Here is a 19,305-nt window from a genome sequence, read left to right as displayed (position 1 = left end):
TCCGTTTGAAGAGCGATAAAATGTTGTTAGGATGTTACATTTTTATAGAGAGGTCTTCAATATATTATACGCTCACCAGTTGATACCTGAGTTTATAATAATAGTGCCAGCCGAGTGTTACACTTCGACATAGCATGAATATCGACATCGCAGCCCAAAGGCTGTGGTTGCCCCAAGCTTGCAACAGGTACCAACTCGGAAAGTAAACTGCAAAGGTTGCGATTATCATGCTATTTCGCATGATTTGTCCTTGTGCCGCGCCAATATATACCCCATCAAATAAATAGCAGCCAAACGCCAATATAGGCATAAAAATGAGCCAGATTAAGTAATTATTGGCAGTATCTTGCACCGCTTCTATGTTGGTTAATAGCTGAATTATCCACGGCCCTGCCAACCAAAATAGTAGGCTAAATAATCCTGCCACTATTGCCGACCAGCAAAAAGCTAACACTACGCTGTCATGGAGTAAGGTTGGATTTTTTTGCCCAAATGCGCGGCCCACTTCTGCTTCGGCGTAATAGGCTATGCCGTCTAATGCATAAGAGATCAGCATCAGTAAATTAAGCAGCACGGCATTAGCGGCAATAATATTGTCACCTAAGCCGGCACCATAAAAAGTCATAAAGCTAAACGCGGCTTGTAAGCATAAACTGCGAATAAAAATATCACGATTTAAGGTGAGTAAACGAGCATAACCGCGCCAAGATAAATGCGCGATAACCTGGCTAAATTTGAGTCCACCCATATCAATAAGTTGGCGTTTAACCATGACTAATGCCACTGAAAAAGCACAGATGTCAGCAATAACCGATGCCAATGCCGCGCCTTGCACATTCCATTTAAATACCATGACAAATACAATATCGAGAATAATATTGACGCTGTTGGCGATAATCAGCTGCCACATAGCCGCTTTGGGCTTTTGGCGCCCAAGCAACCAACCCAGTAGCACTAAATTGGTTAGGGCAAAAGGCAAGGACCAGATTCGAATCGACACATACTGGCGGCAATAGAGCATGACTTGCTCACTGGCATCACTGAGACTGAGCGCTAAATTGAGCAGAGGAGATTGCAGCATGACGCCAACGAAACCTAAGGTTAATGCTAAGCTGCAACCTTGTATCAGTAATTGTTGCTGAGTTGAGGTATCATTAGCCCCGAAGGCTTGCGCGACAAGTCCGGTGGTGGACATACGTAAAAAACCAAGCAACCATATCATCAAGGTGATGATGGTACTTCCTAAGGCTACGCCACCAAGATAATAAGCGTGTCCTAGATGCCCAATCACAGCTGTATCAACTAATCCTAAGAGCGGAATGGTAATATTAGACAGGATCATGGGTGTTGCTAATGCCAATAATTGACGATTTTTTTGGCGATTTAACAGTAGTGTACTAACTGACATAGGTATGAATAATCATGGTTAAGAAAATAGCGTTATGGTTGGCATTGCTCAGTTTGAGTTTATTGCATTTAGATGCCAATGCAGTGGTTATTTTACAGTATCATCATGTGTCTGAAAACACGCCTAAAAGTACCAGTGTGACCCCGAGTCAGTTTGCTGAGCAAATGCAGTATTTAGCTGATAATGATTTTACGGTTATTTCTTTAAGCGATGCTGTTGATAGTATTAAGCATAACACGACCTTAAATCATAAAAGTATTGTGATTACCTTTGATGATGGCTATGACAGCATTATTCAAAATGCGGCACCTATTTTAGCCACACACAAGTTTCCCTATACGGTATTTATTTCTGTTGCTCCGATTGAAGCCGGTTACCAAGGGATGATGAGCTGGCAAGATATTAACACTTTGTCAGAGCAAGGGGTGACAATAGCGAATCACAGTTGGGGGCATGAACATTTAATTCGTCGCCAAGGTAAAGAAACCCAAGACCAATGGCAAGCACGAGTTGAAGACAATATTCTTGCAACGGAAGCCGAGATCTTAAAACGTACCGGCCAAAGCGTAAAAATGTTTGCTTATCCATACGGCGAATACACTAGCAAGTTAGAAGCTATTTTGACTAAACACGGCTTTGTTGGTTTTGGTCAGCAATCGGGGGCCGCTGGAGAGTATGCTTCATTAACGGCGTTACCGCGTTTCCCTGTGGCCAATGCTTACGCTGATTTGGCGAGTTTAAAGGTTAAATTTTCCAGTTTACCTATGCCTGTAACTAAGCAAAATATAAGCGACCCTCTACTTGTATCCGGCCAATGGCGACCTAAGTTGATATTAACCCTCGATACTGAGGATATTTATCCACATCAGGTGATGTGTTTTATTCAAGGGCAAGGCCCTAAAAAGCCCATTTGGTTAAGTAAAAATCGCTTATCGATTCAGGCATCATCAGATTTAGCCCCAGGACGTTCGCGTTATAATTGTACGGCACCGAGCAAAACAAAAACCGGTTATTATTGGTTTTCACAAGCGTGGATCCGCCCACAAGATAATGGGCAGTGGCTCGAAGAATAATGTTATCTCAGTTAGTTAAAGTTGTGGTTAATGAGTCTGCGCTATTGCCTGGATTTTACTATTTTCTCAAAGTCAGCAATCAGTTCTGCATTAAGAATTTGCGCTAATTGGCCGGGTTGAGGTTTTGGTTTAAATACCGCAATCTTTTCTACTCGGGGCGAAACTAATACATAAGATGCGCTATGGTCTACCTGATAATCGCTACCGTCTCCAACCATAGCGTATACAAAGCCTAAGTCACGACTGAAGGGAAACAAATCAGCGTGTTGTGCAGTGACCGCTATAAAGTCTTGATTAAAAAAATTGATGTAATCCAAACGTTTCGCTTGAGTGTCGCGTTTAGGATCTGCCGACACAAACACCACTTGTATATTCTTGGCTATTTTTTGTAGCTGTGGATAAGCCGCGGCGAGTTTATTCAAGGTAGTAGGGCATACATCAGGGCAAGCAGTGTAACCAATAAAAAATAAGCTCCATTTACCTTGCAATGATTGGTTATTGAAGGTGTTGCCGTACTGGTCTGCTAATGTAAATGGTGCTAATGCCCGCTGTTGTTCAAATACATAACTGGTTGCCAGTACCATAGGTTCTGTTTGCATCTTTTGGTAAGCAACACCTCCGCCTATGGCTAATAATATCAGCCCTAATGCTATGATTATTTTCAATATATTTCCTTTTCTAGGTTAAGTGTTTACCCAAAAATAATGGTCTACTAATAGAACAATAAATAACACCATTAAATGATAAATTGAGAATTTAAACACCTGCATCGACAGTTCTGGATAATCATGAAACTTTAACTGCCACGCTTTATAGATAAAGCCACAACTGAGTAGGGTAGAGCCGACCAAATATATTGGACCACACATACCGACTAAAACAGGCAGTAAACAGGCAATGGCGAGTAAAATAGTGTAAAGCAAAATACAGGTTTTGGTAAATTCTACCCCGTGCGTTACAGGGAGCATTGGAATATCAACTTTGGCATATTCTTTACGGCGGTGAATCGCTAACGCCCAAAAATGCGGTGGGGTCCAAGTGAAGATAATAATCACAAGTAATAGGGCGTAACCATGCATTTCATTGGTTATCGCGGTCCAGCCAAGTAATGGTGGCATAGCGCCTGCTAATCCGCCGATAACGATATTTTGTGAAGTTGCTCGTTTAAGGTAAGCGGTATACACCAAGGCGTAGCCGATTAAACTGGCAAACGTCAGCCAAGCGGTTAGGGGATTGACTAAGGCATACAGTACCACAAAGCCTAGGGCTCCGAGAGACACAGCAAATGCAGCCGCTTTGGTTGTCGATATTTTACCTTTGGGTAACGGTCGGTTATAAGTGCGGGCCATCAAGCCATCAATTTTGCGATCGATTAAATGATTAAATGCTGCCGCTGCCCCCGCCATCATTGCAATGCCTGCCATACCAGCAACTAAAGGTTGCAGCGGCACTATGCCCGGTACCGATAAACACATGCCAACCAATACGGTAAGTAGCATAAGTGCAACTACTTTTGGTTTGGTCATTTCAAAATAAGCGCGCCATTGTAGGGTTAATTTAGGTTGAACCTGACTAATAGTAAGAGGTTTTGTCATGGTCGATCCTCGCTTATGCTTTACGCCACAGGGCGTAATTAATAAAGACTAAGGTAAGCAGCAATAAGGCTGCACCTGCATTGTGTGATACCGCGATGCCCAAAGGTAAATTCATCACCACATTGCTAATACCCAGTCCGACTTGGGTGATTACCAATAACAGTAATAAGTAACCACTGTTTCGCATTACATGTGATTGTGCATAACGTAATTTTAGCGCTAGTAGGATCAATGTTATGGCAGTAACAACGGCCCAAACTCTATGACTGACATGAATGGTCATTCGAGTTGCATAGTCTAATACCCCAAATTCAAAACTTGGATGATCGCCTTGGAACGGTGAAAAAGCATCGGCAATACGTAAGTTATCGACCCAGTTACCTTCGCAAATGGGTAACGAAGTACAGGCGAGAGCCGCGTAATTTGATGAGGTCCAGCCGCCGAGTACAATTTGAATGACTAATACTCCTAGACTGACTAAAGCTAACGGAACCAGTTTGCGGGCATAAGTATCACCTCCTGGGATCCGTAATGGCTTAAGCCTAAGGTACAGCAGTAGTAACAAGGCAAATAGACTAAAACCGCCAATAAGATGTGCCATTACCACAATAGGCATTAGTTTCATTGTGACAGTCCACATGCCAAGCGCTGCTTGAAATACAATTAAGACGGCTATAAAACTGGGGAGTTTTTTCGGTGCATGAGGTTGTTTAAGGCACAATACAAGGATAGCTAATACCATTAATCCTAATGCACCGGCTATGTAGCGATGGATCATTTCAAGCCATGCTTTTTCTGGCTCTATGGTCATTTGTGGAAAATGCGTTTCGATTTTTGCTAAGTCATGGCTTGCACTGGGTACCGCTAAATGGCCATAACATCCAGGCCAATCAGGGCAACCCAGTCCGGCATCAGATAAGCGTGTGTAAGCCCCCATTAAAATGACCGCTAAGGTAAATACCAAGGTAAATTTTATCAGCCGATTAATGGTCATTAGCCCACCCTCGATAATTTAAGCATTTTGCGTAAATCAGCAATCATGGCTTTACCTTGGGCAATATTGGCGTCGTGGCCAATCACATTGTCATATTGCATCACCAGGCTGCCAAGAGGATCGACAATGATCAGCTGTTGTTCAGTCAACAATGTTGCAAGTGCATCATTGGCATTGACTTGATCAAAGCCGATATTCAATTGTTTGAGTATCTTGGTGTCGCTGTGATTATTCACCACTATGATCGGGATAACGCGATCTCTATCTTTGCCTAGTGCGATATAGCTCTGGTGTAAAATATATAGACGTTCTTGACACTGCTCGTTACACTGCTCGGGGAGAAAAAAAAGTACCTGCCAAATATGTGGTTTAGGGTTTTCCATGGCTAAGTTGGCATAACTCACTTCGGGAGTGATCAGTGCCCCCTTGTTCGTCGCCGCACCATTATAGAGTTCTAGGCTTAGCACTAACTTGGCTATTGCAACCGGTAAAATAAACACCAGCAGTAATACTATTAGCGCTTTATTGCTCTTTTTCGGTAGGGAGTTCATTCCATCTCCTCTTTATCATATTGATATTATTGTTAAGTTATTTATTCACGACGAGAGTTAACGTCGATATTGTCGATATGCTATCCAGCTCATTAATCCTAAAAATACTCCTGCCATAGTGAACCATTGCAAGGCATAACCTTGATGCTTCTGCGCCGATAATGGGATCGGCACCCAAGGTTGCGGTAAGTTGTAACGCGGGACATTTTCAGGTTGTAGCACTACAGGTATTAGCGAATGTTCTAACATGTCAGCTAATGCTGCAGTGTTGATGTTTTGAAAACGTATTGGCGCATCGGCGCGTTGTTCAGCATCTAACTGATCACTAAATGGATTGGTTTGTTTTTGATATACCCGTCCATAGAGGGTGTAGTAGCGTATTTCTAGTGGTTCAAGTTGAGGCAATATTCGACGGTCTTTGTTGGCAGCAACAAAACCTAATTCAACGAGTATCCAAGGCTGCTCTGGGGTTATTTCAAACACTTGGTAAGCTAAATATCCCACTTGCCCCTGATACACCTGATTGTCTAACAGCATTATTGTGTTATTAACGGGTTTTGCCAAAATCGATAAGCGGTAACCTGTGAGCAATGCCGCCTCTGACTCAGACCCAGTGGGTAACTTTGATAAATTAACCAGTGCTAACATTGCCTCATAATTGAGTGCATGCTGCTGTTGGCGCACAAGTAATGTGCTTTGCCACTCTTGTTTAAACGCTGCCCGTGATAATTGCCATAATCCTAACTTGACCAATAAGCCAAACACGACCAAAGTAATCATTACAAATAACACCCGAGACACACCCACACTCCTAAAAGGATTGCCTGTGACAACACCTTTCATTGTTAAGTTAGTTTTAGTCTCGTTGCTTGTATTCATATTATTTAACTTAGCTAGAGCCTTATTTATTATGGTCAAAGGGCAGCATCAACAATCAATGAGCCATTATCTTGGTCGTAGAGTGTTATTTTCTGTTGTCGTGATTGTGGTGCTGCTGGTGGCCTTAGGGCTAGGCTACATTCAACCTAACCCCAGACCTTATTAGTGCTGATTTACAGCACATAAACAAAAATGAATAAGCATAACCAAACCACATCAACGAAGTGCCAATACCAACTACCCGCTTGAAATGCGAAATGTTTATCGGGGGTAAAGTGACCCTTGATAATTCTGAGTAATAAAATAATCAAGAACAGGGTACCAATCGTCACGTGCATGCCGTGAAAACCGGTTAATAAAAAGAAGGTGTTACCGTACACTCCTGAAGATAGGGTTAGGCCCATTTCTTGATAGGCATGGCTGTATTCTTCGACCTGTAAACTGAGAAACGCAATCCCCAAAATCACCGTTAACGCTAACCAGATTATCAACGGTTTACGATTGGCCTTTTCGAGATTGATATGGGAAAAATGCAAGGTAACCGATGAGGTTAACAGGATGATGGTGTTGATTAATGGCAAACCCGTCCATGGCATCGCCTCGGTTGCACTCCCATCAGGTGTTTTCACCAAAGGCCAAATTGCTTCAAAGGCAGGCCACAGTACCTCATGAGTCATGGCATTGTTCGATGCGCCACCAAGCCAAGGTACTGAAATCATACGTGCATAAAATAATGCGCCAAAAAAAGCCCCAAAAAACATAATCTCTGAAAAAATAAACCAGCTCATTCCTTGCCTAAATGAACGATCCATTTGTGGTGAGTAAAGTCCTGCCATTGATTCATCAATAACGGTTTTAAACCAACCAAAAATCATAAAGATAATCACGGCAAAACCAGTGATTAATATGTAACTTCCTGAGGTTTTTTCAGTGGCTAATTGTTGTACATAAGTGCCTGCGCCAAATGCAATTAAAAATAAGCCTATAGCACCGATTATCGGCCAAGCACTTTGGTTTGGCACATAATAAGTTTGATACTTTGTGGTCATTTTGCTGCTCCTTGCTCTACGACGATCGTCTGTTTATCGGTGATGTCATAGAGGGTATAAGAGAGAGTCAATGTATTAATAGACGCGGGTAAATCCGGGTCCACGTAGAAAATCAATGGTAATTCTGCTGTTGCTGATGCGGCCAATGGTTGTTGGTTAAAGCAAAAACATTCCGTTTTATTGAAGTACGCCGCTCCTTGTCCAGGTGATACTGAAGGGATTGCTTGGCCTACTGTGTCGTGTGCAGACAGGTTTTTAACCAAAAATTGTGCGTGAGTGAGCTCACCAGGATGCACGCTTATTTGGTTAACTTTAGGGCTAAATTCCCACGACATATCTGACTGAACTTGGGTCACAAATTCAATGGTAACGGTACGGCTTTTATCAACCACTACCGCTTCATAGCTACTGGCGCTATTTTGGGTTTTGCCATTAATACCCAATGTATCGCAGAGCACGTCATAAAGCGGTACCAATGCAAAACCAAACCCAAACATACCAATTGATCCAGCAATCAGCATGATTAATAACTTACGATTTGATTTTGTTGGCTGTGTCATCTCATTTTATCTCCGGCGGAGTGGTAAACGAGTGATATGGCGCTGGACTGGCAATGGTCCATTCCAAACCTTCTGCAGCTTCCCAAGGGTTATCGCCAGCCGGTTTGCCACCTTTGATACATTTGAGCACCACAGCGAGAAAAATAAACTGCGATAAACCAAATGCAAATCCACCAATCGAAACAATTTGATTCACATCGGCAAACTGTACTGCGTAATCTGGGATTCGACGAGGCATACCCGCCAAGCCCAAAAAGTGCATTGGGAAAAACAGCACGTTGACAGAGATCACTGAGCACCAAAAATGCCACTTGCCTAAGGTTTCGTTGTACATATTACCGGTCCATTTTGGCAGCCAATAATATGCCGCCGCCATAATGGAAAATATCGCCCCAGTCACCAGCACATAATGAAAATGCGCCACTACAAAGTAAGTGTCGTGATACTGAAAGTCCGCAGGGGTGATTGCCAGCATCAAACCGGAAAAGCCACCAATGGTAAACAGAATGATAAACGCCACCGCAAATAGCATTGGTGTTTCAAATGTCATCGAACCGCGCCACATGGTAGCAACCCAATTAAACACCTTAACCCCGGTGGGAACCGCAATTAGCATGGTGCAATACATGAAAAACAACTCGGCGAATACCGGCATGCCTGTGGTAAACATATGATGTGCCCATACTAAGAACGACAGCACAGCAATACTGGCAGTAGCGTAAACCATAGAGGAATAGCCAAATAATTTCTTGCGGCTAAAGGTCGGTATAATGGCGGAGATAATGCCGAATGAGGGTAAAATCATGATGTAAACTTCTGGGTGACCGAAGAACCAGAAAATATGCTGGAACATCACTGGGTCACCGCCACCTGCAGCATCGAAAAAGCTGGTACCGAAAAACTTGTCGGTTAACACCATAGTCACTGCGCCTGCGAGCACTGGCATCACCGCAATTAATAAAAAGGCAGTAATTAACCAAGTCCACACAAACAAGGGCAGTTTCATCCATGTCATGCCAGGAGCGCGCAGGTTAACAATGGTCACGATAACGTTAATCGCGCCCATTATCGAGCTGATACCCATGATATGGATGGCGAATACAAATAGAGCTGTGCTATCAGGGCTATAAGTGGTTGATAGCGGTGCGTAGAATGTCCAACCAAAGTTAGGACCACCGCCTTCCATGAATAGCGAACTGAGTAATATGGTAAACGCGAACGGTAAAATCCAGAAGCTCCAATTATTCATCCGCGGTAAAGCCATGTCTGGTGCACCGATCATCATTGGAATTAACCAATTAGCTAATCCGGTAAAAGCCGGCATCACTGCGCCAAATACCATGATAAGACCATGAACCGTGGTCATTTGATTAAAAAAGTTAGGTTCTACTAGCTGTAATCCAGGCTGAAATAACTCTGCCCGAATGACCATTGCCATGGCGCCACCAGTGAGAAACATAATAAAACTAAACCATAAGTACAGCGAACCGATATCTTTATGATTAGTTGTGAGTAGCCAGCGCATGAGCCCTTTCGGCGCTCCGTGATGATGATCATCATGAGCGGTAGCTAGTGTATCGTGCGTTGTTGTGCTCATTGTCTTCCCCTACTGTCCATGGCTAGCGACATCGGCAGGTTGCACCGCCTCGCCAGAATTATTGCCCCACGCATTGCGCTCATAAGTAATCACCGCGGCCATCTTTTGTGGGCTAAGTTGACTACTAAATGCCTGCATCGCGGTGCCTGGTTTACCGTGCATAACGATATCGATATGTCCGCTAACCGGTCCGGTAACCACAGGGCTGCCAATAAGTGAAGGGAAAGCGCCTGGCAAACCAGCACCAGTGGCTTGATGACATGCGGCGCAAGTGGTGGCATAAACCTGCTCACCTTCTGTGATTAATTGCTCCAAGGTTAAGGTGGGCAGATCTTCAACGGCAACAACCTCTGGCGTTACAGCCTTTGCGACGGTTTCAAGAGCCTGAGTCGCTTTTTCTGTCGCAGTATTGGTACTCTCAGTTGCTGTTGCGGCCATTGTGCTTTCAGTCTTATATGCTTCAGTACTTGCTTCATTGCCGCCAGAGAAATTACTCACATCAGCAGCTTGCACAACATCACCGGTATTATTGCCCCAAGCATTACGCTCAAAGGTAATCACTGCGGCAATCTCTTGGGCGGTAAGTTGCTTGGCAAAGGCTTGCATTGCGGTTCCTGGTTTACCGTTTAAGACGATGTTGAGGTGACCTGCAACAGGACCTTTTATGATAGGACTGCCAATTAGTGATGGGAATACACCTGGAAGGCCCGCACCATTAGGTTGGTGACAAGCGGCGCAACGAGCAAGATAGATCTGTTCACCTTGGGTGGTTAACTCTTCAAGAGATAAGGTTTGTGACAGTGATGCAGCCGCCGCAGCAGCGGCATTACTGGCCAGTTGCTTTTGCTCTACTAACCAGTTATCAAAATCTGTCTCTGATAATGCTTGCACCACAATGGGCATAAATCCATGGTCTTTACCGCACAATTCGGCACATTGGCCACGATAAATTCCGGGCTTATCAATGCGGGTCCATGCTTCATTAATAAAGCCTGGATTGGCATCTTTTTTAACCGCAAAAGCCGGAACCCACCATGAGTGGATCACATCATCTGATGTCATTAAAAAACGCACTTTTTGGTTAATGGGCAGTACGAGTGGTTTATCGACTTCAAGAAGATAATGCTCTCCTTTAGCCTCTATGCCATCGATTTGATCTCTGGGGGTCGATAATGTGCTGTAAAATTCGATGTCTTTATCAAAATAGCTGTAATGCCATTTCCACTGCGACCCAGTAATTTTGATGGTGAGATCCGCATTGCTGGGGTCTTCCATGGCAATTAAGGTTTTAGTGGCTGGAATGGCCATGGCGATTAAGATGATGAAAGGAATGACGGTCCAAGCTATTTCCACTTTAGTACTTTCGTGAAAATTTGCCGCAACAGCGCCTTTTGATTTGCGATGGTAAATCATTGAATAAATCATGATCCCAAACACCACTAACCCAATGGCACAACAGATATAAAGTATCGTCATGTGGAGGCCATAAACCTTACCACTGATATCTGTCACGCCTTGAGTCATGTTGAGGGACATTTCTGATGCCCCAAGCGGAAGTGCTATAAACACCACCAGTAAACAATACCACCATTGCTTCACAAGACTGCTCCTCTGTTCATTGCAAATAGCAATTACAAAGAAAAGTCACACAGTAATTCTCTGCTCTATGCAAACTTTTCGGTTCCCGAAAAAAGTTTGATGACCTCAAAGTACCTTGGTGGCAGTAAACAGGTTGTCTACGGTTTTATTATTAGCGGTGCACCACGCTTGTACCTACTACTGAACTTATCAATATTGAGTTGGCTCATTTGTCTGAAAGTAATCTTAATCACTGTCATTCATGTCCAATTAAAGATGAATATTATTTCATCCTTGGGAACAACATTAGCTGTAGATTAAACATTGATCAAGATCACTTTGTTGGCTAATTGACTGAAAAAAGATGAAAAAAAAGCCCTGAATTCAATACAGGGCTTGGTAAGTAAGGGTTAATGCTTAGTGAAATGAGCAAAAATTACTTGTTCCATTTATTAATGTAGGGCTAACAAGTTGATGTTTGTGAGGTAAGTGAGCATTCACATCCTCAATTACCACACCTAAAGCCCGTGCACTTTTAGCTACAATTTCTAATCGACGACTATCACGAGCGTCAAGTGAGCTTGTCCAAGTGACGACAGCACTTGATGTTCCACTGGTAAGCGCTTTTTCCATCGCCCATAAGGTTTCGACTTCGTCTTTAGTGTGCACCAGTAAAATACGGTCCATTCTCACGCCAGCATTTGCCAGCATATGTTTATAGCCAATGTGTGGTGGGCTAATTAACACAATCCATCGACCTTGTTGGCTCAATGTGGCGAGTTGACTACACAACTGGCTCAACTCAGCTTCACCTTGGGTGACTGTTTGTAATGTGCGAATGGTTTGGTTGCCATGCAATTCTGTTTCAGCTAAATCTACCCATAAGCCTGGGTGACGTGGCGCGATGCCCATTAGTTTGTTCATAACCAATCTCCATTACGGATAACGCCAACGGCAAGCCCTTCGATGGTTAGGCTTTGGCAACTTAAATCAACTTTAATCGGGGTGTAATCGTCATTTTCTGCGTGCAGATAAATCACATTACCTTTTTGTTCAAATCGTTTTACGGTGACGTCATCATCAACACGCGCCACTACAACTTGGCCATTACGTGCTTGTTGCATTTTATGAACCGCGAGTAAATCGCCTTCTAAAATACCGATGTTCTTCATGCTGTCACCACGAACGCGCAACAGAAAGTCTGCGGCAGGTTTAAACATGCTCGGGTCGACTTGATAATACTGTTCAACGTGTTCTTGAGCCAAAATAGGCTCACCAGCTGCAACTTGTCCAATCAGAGGCAAACCGGTTTCAATCTGTTCTTCATGAGGTAAGCGAATACCTCGAGAGGTACCAGGCATGATCTCGATAAAGCCTTTTTTGGCTAATGCTTTTAAATGCTCTTCGGCAGCATTAGCACTTTTAAAGCCAAGACGTTTCGCAATTTCAGCACGAGTGGGTGGCATACCTGTTTCGGCGATATTGTTTTTAATTAAGTCTAATATTTCTGCTTGGCGCGGCGTTAACGGTCTCATGATGATTCCTGTCTTTTTATACAGTGACTGTCATTATATACAGTGTTTGTGTTCGTGCAAGTATTAACCAACTATTTTTTGTGTTTTATTGGTTTTTTGTAACTTAAATTAATGTTTTTATTGGTTATTATATATGTTTTATCTTGCACTATGTCTTAAAGTGAGAGCTTACACGTAAAGATAAGTTGGCCAGATAGTGTAAGCAGGGTGGTTTCTGGTATCCTATACGACAATATTACAATGGCTTATGTTGCGAAAATAACCATGTCAAAACCAGATTCAATATTTTTACAAGCATTAAAATGGGTTCAGAAATGGATGGTACAGACCATTGTGGTGCCCCATGATCCGTTTGATGACCTCAATATAGATCCGACCAAGCCCTTGGTTTATTTGATGAAAACGGAATCTATTAGTGATATTGCCGCCTTGAGCGAAATCACTGAAGGATTTGGTATGCCAAGTCCTTATGAGCCGTTACAGCTTGATGGTTTAAGAGTACCTCGAGTGGTGTGTTTAGAGGGGCGTAAACCTCTATTTGGTAAACGTGAAAGTGGTGAGAAGTTCCTTAATTATTTTACCCGTTTATTATCGCTTCATAGTGAGAATGCTGACCTCGATATTCAATTAGTGCCAGTTTGTCTTTATTGGGGACGTACTCCTGGTAAGGAAGAAGACAGCATGACAGCGGCTGTTTTTGAAAGAGAAAACCCAACTTGGTTACGTAAGTGGCTGATGATTTTATTTTTAGGGCGACATAATTTTGTGCAGTTTTCTAATGCGTTATCGCTGCGCCATATGGCTGATGAGCACGGTACAGATAAAAGAATTGCGCATAAATTAACTCGTGTCGCGCGAGTACATTTCCGTCGCCAACGTAAAGTTATGACAGGGCCACAATTACCTAATCGTCAAATGCTATTTGCCTCTTTATTAAAGTCAGATTCAATTAAAAAGGCTATTGAAGAAGAGGCGGTCAACAAAAAAGTATCTCCTGAAAAAGCCCGTGAAACTGCGATTGAATACCTTGATGAAATTGCCGCAGACTATTCAGATAGTTTAGTGCGCATTGCCGAGCGTTTTCTCACTTGGTTATGGAATAAATTATATAGCGGTATCAATATCAAAGGTGCTGAACAGGTAAGACAGCTTCACCATGATGGCCATGAAATTGTCTATGTGCCTTGTCATCGCAGCCATATGGATTACTTGTTGCTGTCATACATTTTGTATTATCAGGGTATGGTTCCGCCGCATATTGCGGCCGGTATTAACTTGAACTTTTGGCCAGCAGGGCCAATGTTCCGCCGTGGTGGAGCATTCTTCATCCGCCGCAGCTTTAATGGTAATAAACTGTATACCGCAGTATTTCGTGAGTATTTAGATCAGTTATTTGCTAAAGGTTATTCGGTTGAGTATTTCACCGAAGGTGGGCGTTCGCGTACAGGACGTTTACTTGCGCCTAAAACCGGCATGTTGGCAATGACCATAAACAGTGTACTACGCGGCATAGAGCGCCCAGTGACGTTAGTACCAGTGTATTTAGGTTATGATCATGTGATGGAAGTGGCCACTTACCACAAAGAATTAAGCGGCAAGAAAAAGAAAAAAGAATCTGTTTGGCAGTTATTTGGTGCGCTGCGTAAACTCGGTAATTTTGGCCAAGGTTATGTTAATTTTGGTGAGCCGATTAACTTACAGCACTTCTTAAATCAACAAGCGCCAGAATGGCGTAGCGAACTGGCGAAAGAGCCTGATCAAAAACCATCGTGGTTTACTCCATCGGTTAATTTACTCGCTAACCGCGTGATGACCAATATTAACGGTGCTGCCGCCGCGAGCTCGGTAACATTAACCAGTTTAGTGTTATTAGCCTCAGAGCAAAATGCATTAGAAAGAAGTCAGTTAGAACGCCAACTTGATCTGTATTTAGCCTTATTGAAAACCGTACCTTATACCGATTACGCATCGGTCGCCGAGGGTGATGGTAAGTCGATTGTTGATCATTGTTTGTCGTTAAATAAGTTTGTTAGTACCAAAGATTCTATTGGTGAGATTATTTCTGTTGATGAAAAAATTGCCATCACCATGAGTTATTACCGTAATAATATTATTCATTTAATGGCGATACCGTCATTAATTGCCAGTTGTTTATTGCGCTATGATGACTGCGATCGCGCGCGCATTCATGCCATCGTGATGGATTTTTATCCATTGTTGAAAGCAGAGTTATTTATGGGCATTGATGATGTGCCTAAATATGTTGATGGCGTTTTAGACTTTATGCTTGAGCAAGGTTTGTTGAGCGACAATGATAACTTTGTTATCACGCCTCGTCATATTACCCAAGTGTTACTTCTGGCTGAAACGATCAGTGAGACCTTGCAGCGTTATGCCATTATCTTCAATTTACTGGCGATAAAGCCTGAGCTTGAACGTTCTGCTCTTGAAACCGACAGTCACTTGTTGGCCCAACGACTAGGCGCACTTCACGGGATTACCGCTCCAGAGTTTTATGACAAAAAACTGTATAACACCTTGAGTGTTAAGTTAAAAGAACTAGGTTACTTATGCAGTGTTGAACATCGTGACGAAGTGATCAGAATTCGAGATCATGCCAACAAGTTGCTGAGTTCGTCAGTAAAACAAACCATAGTAGACAGTGTGGATGCGGAGCACGGACAATAATGGCAAACCATATGAATGCGGCCAAGCATCGCACTAGTGGTAAGTCAGTATTGGGTGGGGCGATGATCATTGCTGGCACTACAGTGGGTGCGGGAATGTTTTCCTTGCCAGTTGTTGGTGCAGGGATGTGGTTTGGTTACTCAATAGCGATGTTGCTCGGCGTCTGGTTTTGCATGCTAATGTCGGGTTTGCTGTTATTAGAAGCTAACTTGCATTTTGAACCCGGTGACAGTTTCGATACCTTAACTCGAGTAACCCTAGGGCAGTTTTGGCGAGTCATTAACGGCGTCTCTATAGCCTTTGTGTTGTACATTTTAACTTATGCCTATATCAGTGGTGGCGGATCGATTGTTAATCACAGTTTATCGGCATTGGGTGTCAGTCTACCTCAGAGTGTGGCAGGGTTAGTGTTTGCCGTGGTGCTGGCGCTAGTGGTATTTGTCAGTACTAAAGCGGTTGATCGCATTACCACCATCATGCTTGGTGGCATGGTCATTACCTTCTTCTTGGCCATTGGTAATTTATTGATCGATATCGATACCGTGAAACTGGTATCACCCGATGGTGAGTCGCGTTACTTACCTTATCTGCTCGCTGCGATTCCTTTTGGCTTAGCCAGTTTTGGTTATCACGGTAACGTACCCAGTTTAGTTAAATATTACGGTAAAGATGCTAAAACCATTGTTAAGGCCATCATTAGCGGAACCACAATCGCATTAGTGATTTATGTGTGTTGGTTAGTGGCAACTATGGGTAATATTCAGCGCAGCCAGTTTGCCGATGTTATTGCCCAAGGCGGTAATATTGGGGTGTTAGTTGCAGCGTTGTCGGGTGTTATTGCCAGCCAATGGCTTGATAGCATGTTGACACTGTTTGCCAATCTTGCCGTGGCATCATCATTTTTAGGTGTCACATTAGGTCTGTTTGACTACCTTGCAGATCTATTTGGTTTTGATGATTCGCGCACCGGACGGATTAAAACTGCAGCGGTTACGTTTATCCCGCCAACAATATTGGGCTTGCTGTTTCCGAATGGGTTTATCCTCGCTATTGGTTTTGCTGCACTTGCAGCCACCATATGGGCTGTGATTGTTCCAGCTTTGCTGGCTTATAAAGTGAGGCAGCAGTATCCCGATTATGTTGGCTTTAAGGTGCCAGGCGGAACGCCACTGATTGTGCTTGTGGTGTTGTTTGGGATAGTGACCGCAACATGTCACTTACTGGCAATGGCAGATATCTTACCGGTATTTAAATAACCGCAACTTGTTATAATCGAATCATAATTATTCAGAAAGCCTTCGTTTGAAGGCTTTTTTGTTTGTGACTATTCTGGCTGATGTTTAACAACCAATGGTATGTTGGTCAATAAGCTATTTGCTGGCATGATAGCAATAACCATATCTGTCAATTAGATGGTTTATGTTGCCGTTGATGACGCTGATACTTCAATTGCAAAGCGCTATTTTGGGCATCATCGTGGTATCTGTAATAGATACTCATTAAGTGTATTTAGGCAAGGATGAGCAAATGACACAGAATAACACCCAAGCTGAGTTGGCTAGAATTCATCGCAGTATGATGATAGTCGCCTTAATTGATTTCCCTGGAGCATTGTTGTTTGGTCTAGGAATTTACGGTTTAGTTGCCGGATTTGACCAAGATTTTTTACCTATACTCGCTAACCAAGCTGTCATTGTTAATGTCATGTTGCTTTTAGGTGCTGTGATTATGGCATGGGGCATGTTTCGCATGGTAATGCTTGCTCGTGAAAAGCAACTCATATTACAACAACGTGTGTGAGATATTGATTAACTTAGCTTATTTTGTTCGGTTAAGTTTGATTAATCACATGATTTAATCGCTACTCACTAGCTGCTGCAAGTGTGCTACAGGATAGCGAATGTCGCGATTACAAAGATGTCATAGAGCGGCTTAGTGCTGACTTACTTTTGTCCATTTCTAAGTCAAGGAAACGAACTCGTTGTGCCTCAAAGTTTGTAGGCCTTCGAATGAAGGTTTGGCATTTTTATGTTTGGTTTAGTGGTGTTTAGCTGAGTGGGTGTTGGTTAAATGGGTTTGAAGCTTGTACCTTCAATGCAGTTAATCACCTGCAGTGGGATTATGTGCAGATACTGCTTCGGGACGCTTTGCGCCATCCATGGCCGCTTAACGAAAAAATCCCTGTTTTCGATACCCTCAGTCGCATCTTCACTGGGTCATTCTATCTCTTCGATTTAGCTTCATTTGGTACGAATGGTAAGTTAAAAACTAACCTGGTTTTGCCCCCAAAGTTTTAGGCCTGCTAATAAAGGTTTGGCATTTTTTATGTTTGGTGAGTCGTGTTTAGCTGAGTGGGTGTTGGTTAAATGAGTTTGAAGCTTTTACCTTCATTGTAGTCAATCACCTGCAGTGGGATTATGTGCAGATACTGATTCGGGACGCTTTGCGCCATCCATGGCCGCTTAACGAAAACGTCCCTGTTTTCGATACCCTCAGTCGCATCTACACTGGGTCATTCTATCTCTTCGATTTAGCTTCATTTGGTACAAATGTTAAGTTAAAAAACTTAACAGGTTTTGCCCCATTCCTTGCTAGGGATGCCAATTCGCCGATTTCAACTTACTGAATAATTTTCAGTCTATTCGGGTAATAAAGGTTTGCTCGTCATCCACAAAAGCTACAAAGCCGCCGTGATAGATAAATACCCGACCACGCCCCTCAACTAAGCAGGCAAGCTGTGGGTCCAAATCTTCTTCGTTACCCTGTCTTTGATATGTGCCGATATCGGTGATTACGCCGCTGAGAGTAGGCAAATATCTATAAGTTCGCTTTGCTTGATCAACTAGGTTCAATTCGCTGGCGGTAGAGAAGCAAGAGGGTATCGTACCGGCTTCTTCGATAAACATAGTTTTCAGTTCTTCAAAAGCTGTGATCACTAGCCAGTCGATGCCGTTAACATGATGGATAAACATTGAGTTTCTCGGTAATTCTGATGCGGAGATTTTAACATTATTAGGGGTAGAACTTAGTAGAGATTTAGTAATTCTGTGCAATTCTGTGCAATTTACGGTCATTCACTAGGCCACCTTGAAACACGTCTTTGCCCCAACGTTGGTTAGGCTATGACCTGTGGCCACAAACGTCGTGGCGCTTCGCCCACACCAGACCAAGAGGAAATCAACGGCTATTCCCTCTTGGAACTCCCAGCCGCCCCCGCAACATTTTCGCTATTTACAAAACAACAGCTGCGAAAAGGTCGCCATGGGGATTAAACAAGCTTTTAACTTCATTTGAAACCGGCTTCGGCCCATCTTGTAATCAGGAGTGAAAATGCTAACGCTTCCGATGGTACATCCTGTACCGCGAAAGCTAGCCTGGCGTCCTGTCAGGCTCACGCATTCTTTTATAAAGAGTCTTCAACGGCCTCAAGTTCAGAGTTGAACCGGTCCATTTCCAAGTCAAGAAAACTAACTTGGTCTTGCTTCTTTCTAAGTTAGGAATAACGTTCTATTACATTTATGGATCATCATTTCTCTTTAATAAAAAGATCATAATACCTCTGTAGCTAAGACCATTTATTGTTAATTTAATGAACTGGTAAGGCCTGAGACTTATAGACACTTTTTACCCAAAAAGCGCTCCTAATCCGCCTCGAAATGCCCTAAAAACCCCAACAGATCTGTATTTAAAGTAATAATCTAGAAGCCACTAAATAATTGAATCAAAATAGGAAATCAGATATTGTTGGTGCATTAATCAAAATAAATTTTAAAGCGAGTAATTCTACAGGCTCGTTAG

At 43.0% G+C, this 19,305-nt stretch carries 18 protein-coding genes; 5 read left to right on the top strand and 13 right to left on the bottom strand.

All coding sequences use genetic code 11. From position 1 onward, the window contains the following. Positions 1-64 precede the first annotated feature (64 nt). On the bottom strand, positions 65-1,408 hold the full coding sequence (locus tag H5164_RS10565) for an MATE family efflux transporter (protein WP_182755994.1): 1,344 nt from the start codon (positions 1,406-1,408) through the stop codon (positions 65-67). A 14-nt stretch (positions 1,409-1,422) separates the two neighbouring features. Here H5164_RS10565 and H5164_RS10560 point away from each other — a divergent pair, with 14 nt between their 5' ends. Further along, entirely contained in the window at positions 1,423-2,481 is a 1,059-nt protein-coding gene (locus tag H5164_RS10560; RefSeq protein WP_182755991.1) for a polysaccharide deacetylase family protein, read from the top strand. Positions 2,482-2,522: 41 nt separating this feature from the next. Here the strand turns inward: H5164_RS10560 and H5164_RS10555 are convergent, their stop codons facing one another. Genes H5164_RS10555 through H5164_RS10535 form a run of 5 tightly spaced genes read right to left on the bottom strand, consistent with a single transcriptional unit; the run spans position 2,523 to position 6,422 of the window. Beyond that, entirely contained in the window at positions 2,523-3,149 is a 627-nt protein-coding gene (locus tag H5164_RS10555) for an SCO family protein (protein WP_182756087.1), read from the bottom strand. Positions 3,150-3,164: 15 nt separating this feature from the next. Then, positions 3,165-4,076, bottom strand: coding sequence for a heme o synthase (gene cyoE / locus H5164_RS10550; RefSeq protein WP_124018264.1), 912 nt, complete (start codon positions 4,074-4,076; stop codon positions 3,165-3,167). Positions 4,077-4,089: 13 nt separating this feature from the next. Further along, positions 4,090-5,070, bottom strand: coding sequence for a heme A synthase (locus H5164_RS10545; protein ID WP_124018265.1), 981 nt, complete (start codon positions 5,068-5,070; stop codon positions 4,090-4,092). Next, positions 5,070-5,621, bottom strand: coding sequence for a hypothetical protein (locus tag H5164_RS10540; RefSeq protein ID WP_124018266.1), 552 nt, complete (start codon positions 5,619-5,621; stop codon positions 5,070-5,072). The genes H5164_RS10545 and H5164_RS10540 overlap by 1 nt, the downstream gene beginning before the upstream one ends. A 57-nt stretch (positions 5,622-5,678) precedes the next feature. After that, positions 5,679-6,422 (bottom strand): SURF1 family protein, encoded by a 744-nt coding sequence (locus tag H5164_RS10535; protein WP_235781657.1) that lies wholly within the window; start codon positions 6,420-6,422, stop codon positions 5,679-5,681. 25 nt (positions 6,423-6,447) lie between these two features. Here H5164_RS10535 and H5164_RS10530 point away from each other — a divergent pair, with 25 nt between their 5' ends. Beyond that, positions 6,448-6,666: a DUF2909 family protein gene (locus H5164_RS10530; protein ID WP_124018268.1), complete on the top strand. Its 219-nt coding sequence runs from the start codon at positions 6,448-6,450 to the stop codon at positions 6,664-6,666. Between the two features lie 7 nt (positions 6,667-6,673). On the opposite strand, the gene H5164_RS10525 is transcribed toward H5164_RS10530, so the two are convergent. The 6 genes from H5164_RS10525 to lexA all read right to left on the bottom strand — a co-directional run bounded on the left by H5164_RS10525 (position 6,674) and on the right by lexA (position 12,819). Beyond that, positions 6,674-7,549 (bottom strand): cytochrome c oxidase subunit 3, encoded by an 876-nt coding sequence (locus H5164_RS10525; protein WP_182723023.1) that lies wholly within the window; start codon positions 7,547-7,549, stop codon positions 6,674-6,676. After that, positions 7,546-8,109 (bottom strand): cytochrome c oxidase assembly protein, encoded by a 564-nt coding sequence (locus H5164_RS10520; protein ID WP_182755989.1) that lies wholly within the window; start codon positions 8,107-8,109, stop codon positions 7,546-7,548. Before H5164_RS10520 ends, H5164_RS10525 begins: the two co-directional genes overlap by 4 nt. Position 8,110: 1 nt before the next feature. After that, complete coding sequence (ctaD, locus tag H5164_RS10515; protein WP_124018271.1) at positions 8,111-9,706, bottom strand: cytochrome c oxidase subunit I; 1,596 nt, start codon at positions 9,704-9,706, stop codon at positions 8,111-8,113. A 9-nt stretch (positions 9,707-9,715) separates the two neighbouring features. Next, positions 9,716-11,305, bottom strand: coding sequence for a cytochrome c oxidase subunit II (gene coxB / locus H5164_RS10510; RefSeq protein ID WP_182755987.1), 1,590 nt, complete (start codon positions 11,303-11,305; stop codon positions 9,716-9,718). Positions 11,306-11,701: 396 nt separating this feature from the next. Beyond that, positions 11,702-12,208, bottom strand: a complete 507-nt coding sequence (locus tag H5164_RS10505) for a cell division inhibitor SulA (protein ID WP_124018273.1) — start codon at positions 12,206-12,208, stop codon at positions 11,702-11,704. Beyond that, complete coding sequence (gene lexA / locus H5164_RS10500; protein ID WP_124018274.1) at positions 12,205-12,819, bottom strand: transcriptional repressor LexA; 615 nt, start codon at positions 12,817-12,819, stop codon at positions 12,205-12,207. Before lexA ends, H5164_RS10505 begins: the two co-directional genes overlap by 4 nt. 264 nt (positions 12,820-13,083) lie before the next feature. On the opposite strand from lexA, the gene plsB reads away from it, so the two are divergent. From plsB to H5164_RS10485, 3 genes are all read left to right on the top strand, one after another. Then, entirely contained in the window at positions 13,084-15,507 is a 2,424-nt protein-coding gene (plsB, locus tag H5164_RS10495) for a glycerol-3-phosphate 1-O-acyltransferase PlsB (protein WP_124018275.1), read from the top strand. After that, entirely contained in the window at positions 15,507-16,763 is a 1,257-nt protein-coding gene (gene mtr, locus H5164_RS10490) for a tryptophan permease (protein ID WP_124018276.1), read from the top strand. Before plsB ends, mtr begins: the two co-directional genes overlap by 1 nt. A gap of 271 nt (positions 16,764-17,034) precedes the next feature. Further along, positions 17,035-17,307 carry a hypothetical protein gene (locus H5164_RS10485; protein ID WP_182755984.1) on the top strand — a complete coding sequence of 91 codons (273 nt, stop codon included), beginning with the start codon at positions 17,035-17,037 and terminating at the stop codon, positions 17,305-17,307. An 833-nt stretch (positions 17,308-18,140) separates the two neighbouring features. Here the strand turns inward: H5164_RS10485 and H5164_RS10480 are convergent. Continuing rightward, positions 18,141-18,479, bottom strand: a complete 339-nt coding sequence (locus H5164_RS10480) for a cytosolic protein (RefSeq protein WP_124018459.1) — start codon at positions 18,477-18,479, stop codon at positions 18,141-18,143. Between the last annotated feature and the right edge of the window lie 826 nt (positions 18,480-19,305).

Origin of the sequence: Shewanella sp. SG41-3, assembly GCF_014164545.1 — a bacterium.
In the GTDB taxonomy this organism is placed as follows: domain Bacteria; phylum Pseudomonadota; class Gammaproteobacteria; order Enterobacterales; family Shewanellaceae; genus Shewanella; species Shewanella vesiculosa.
This window is presented reverse-complemented; position numbering and strand designations above follow the sequence as displayed.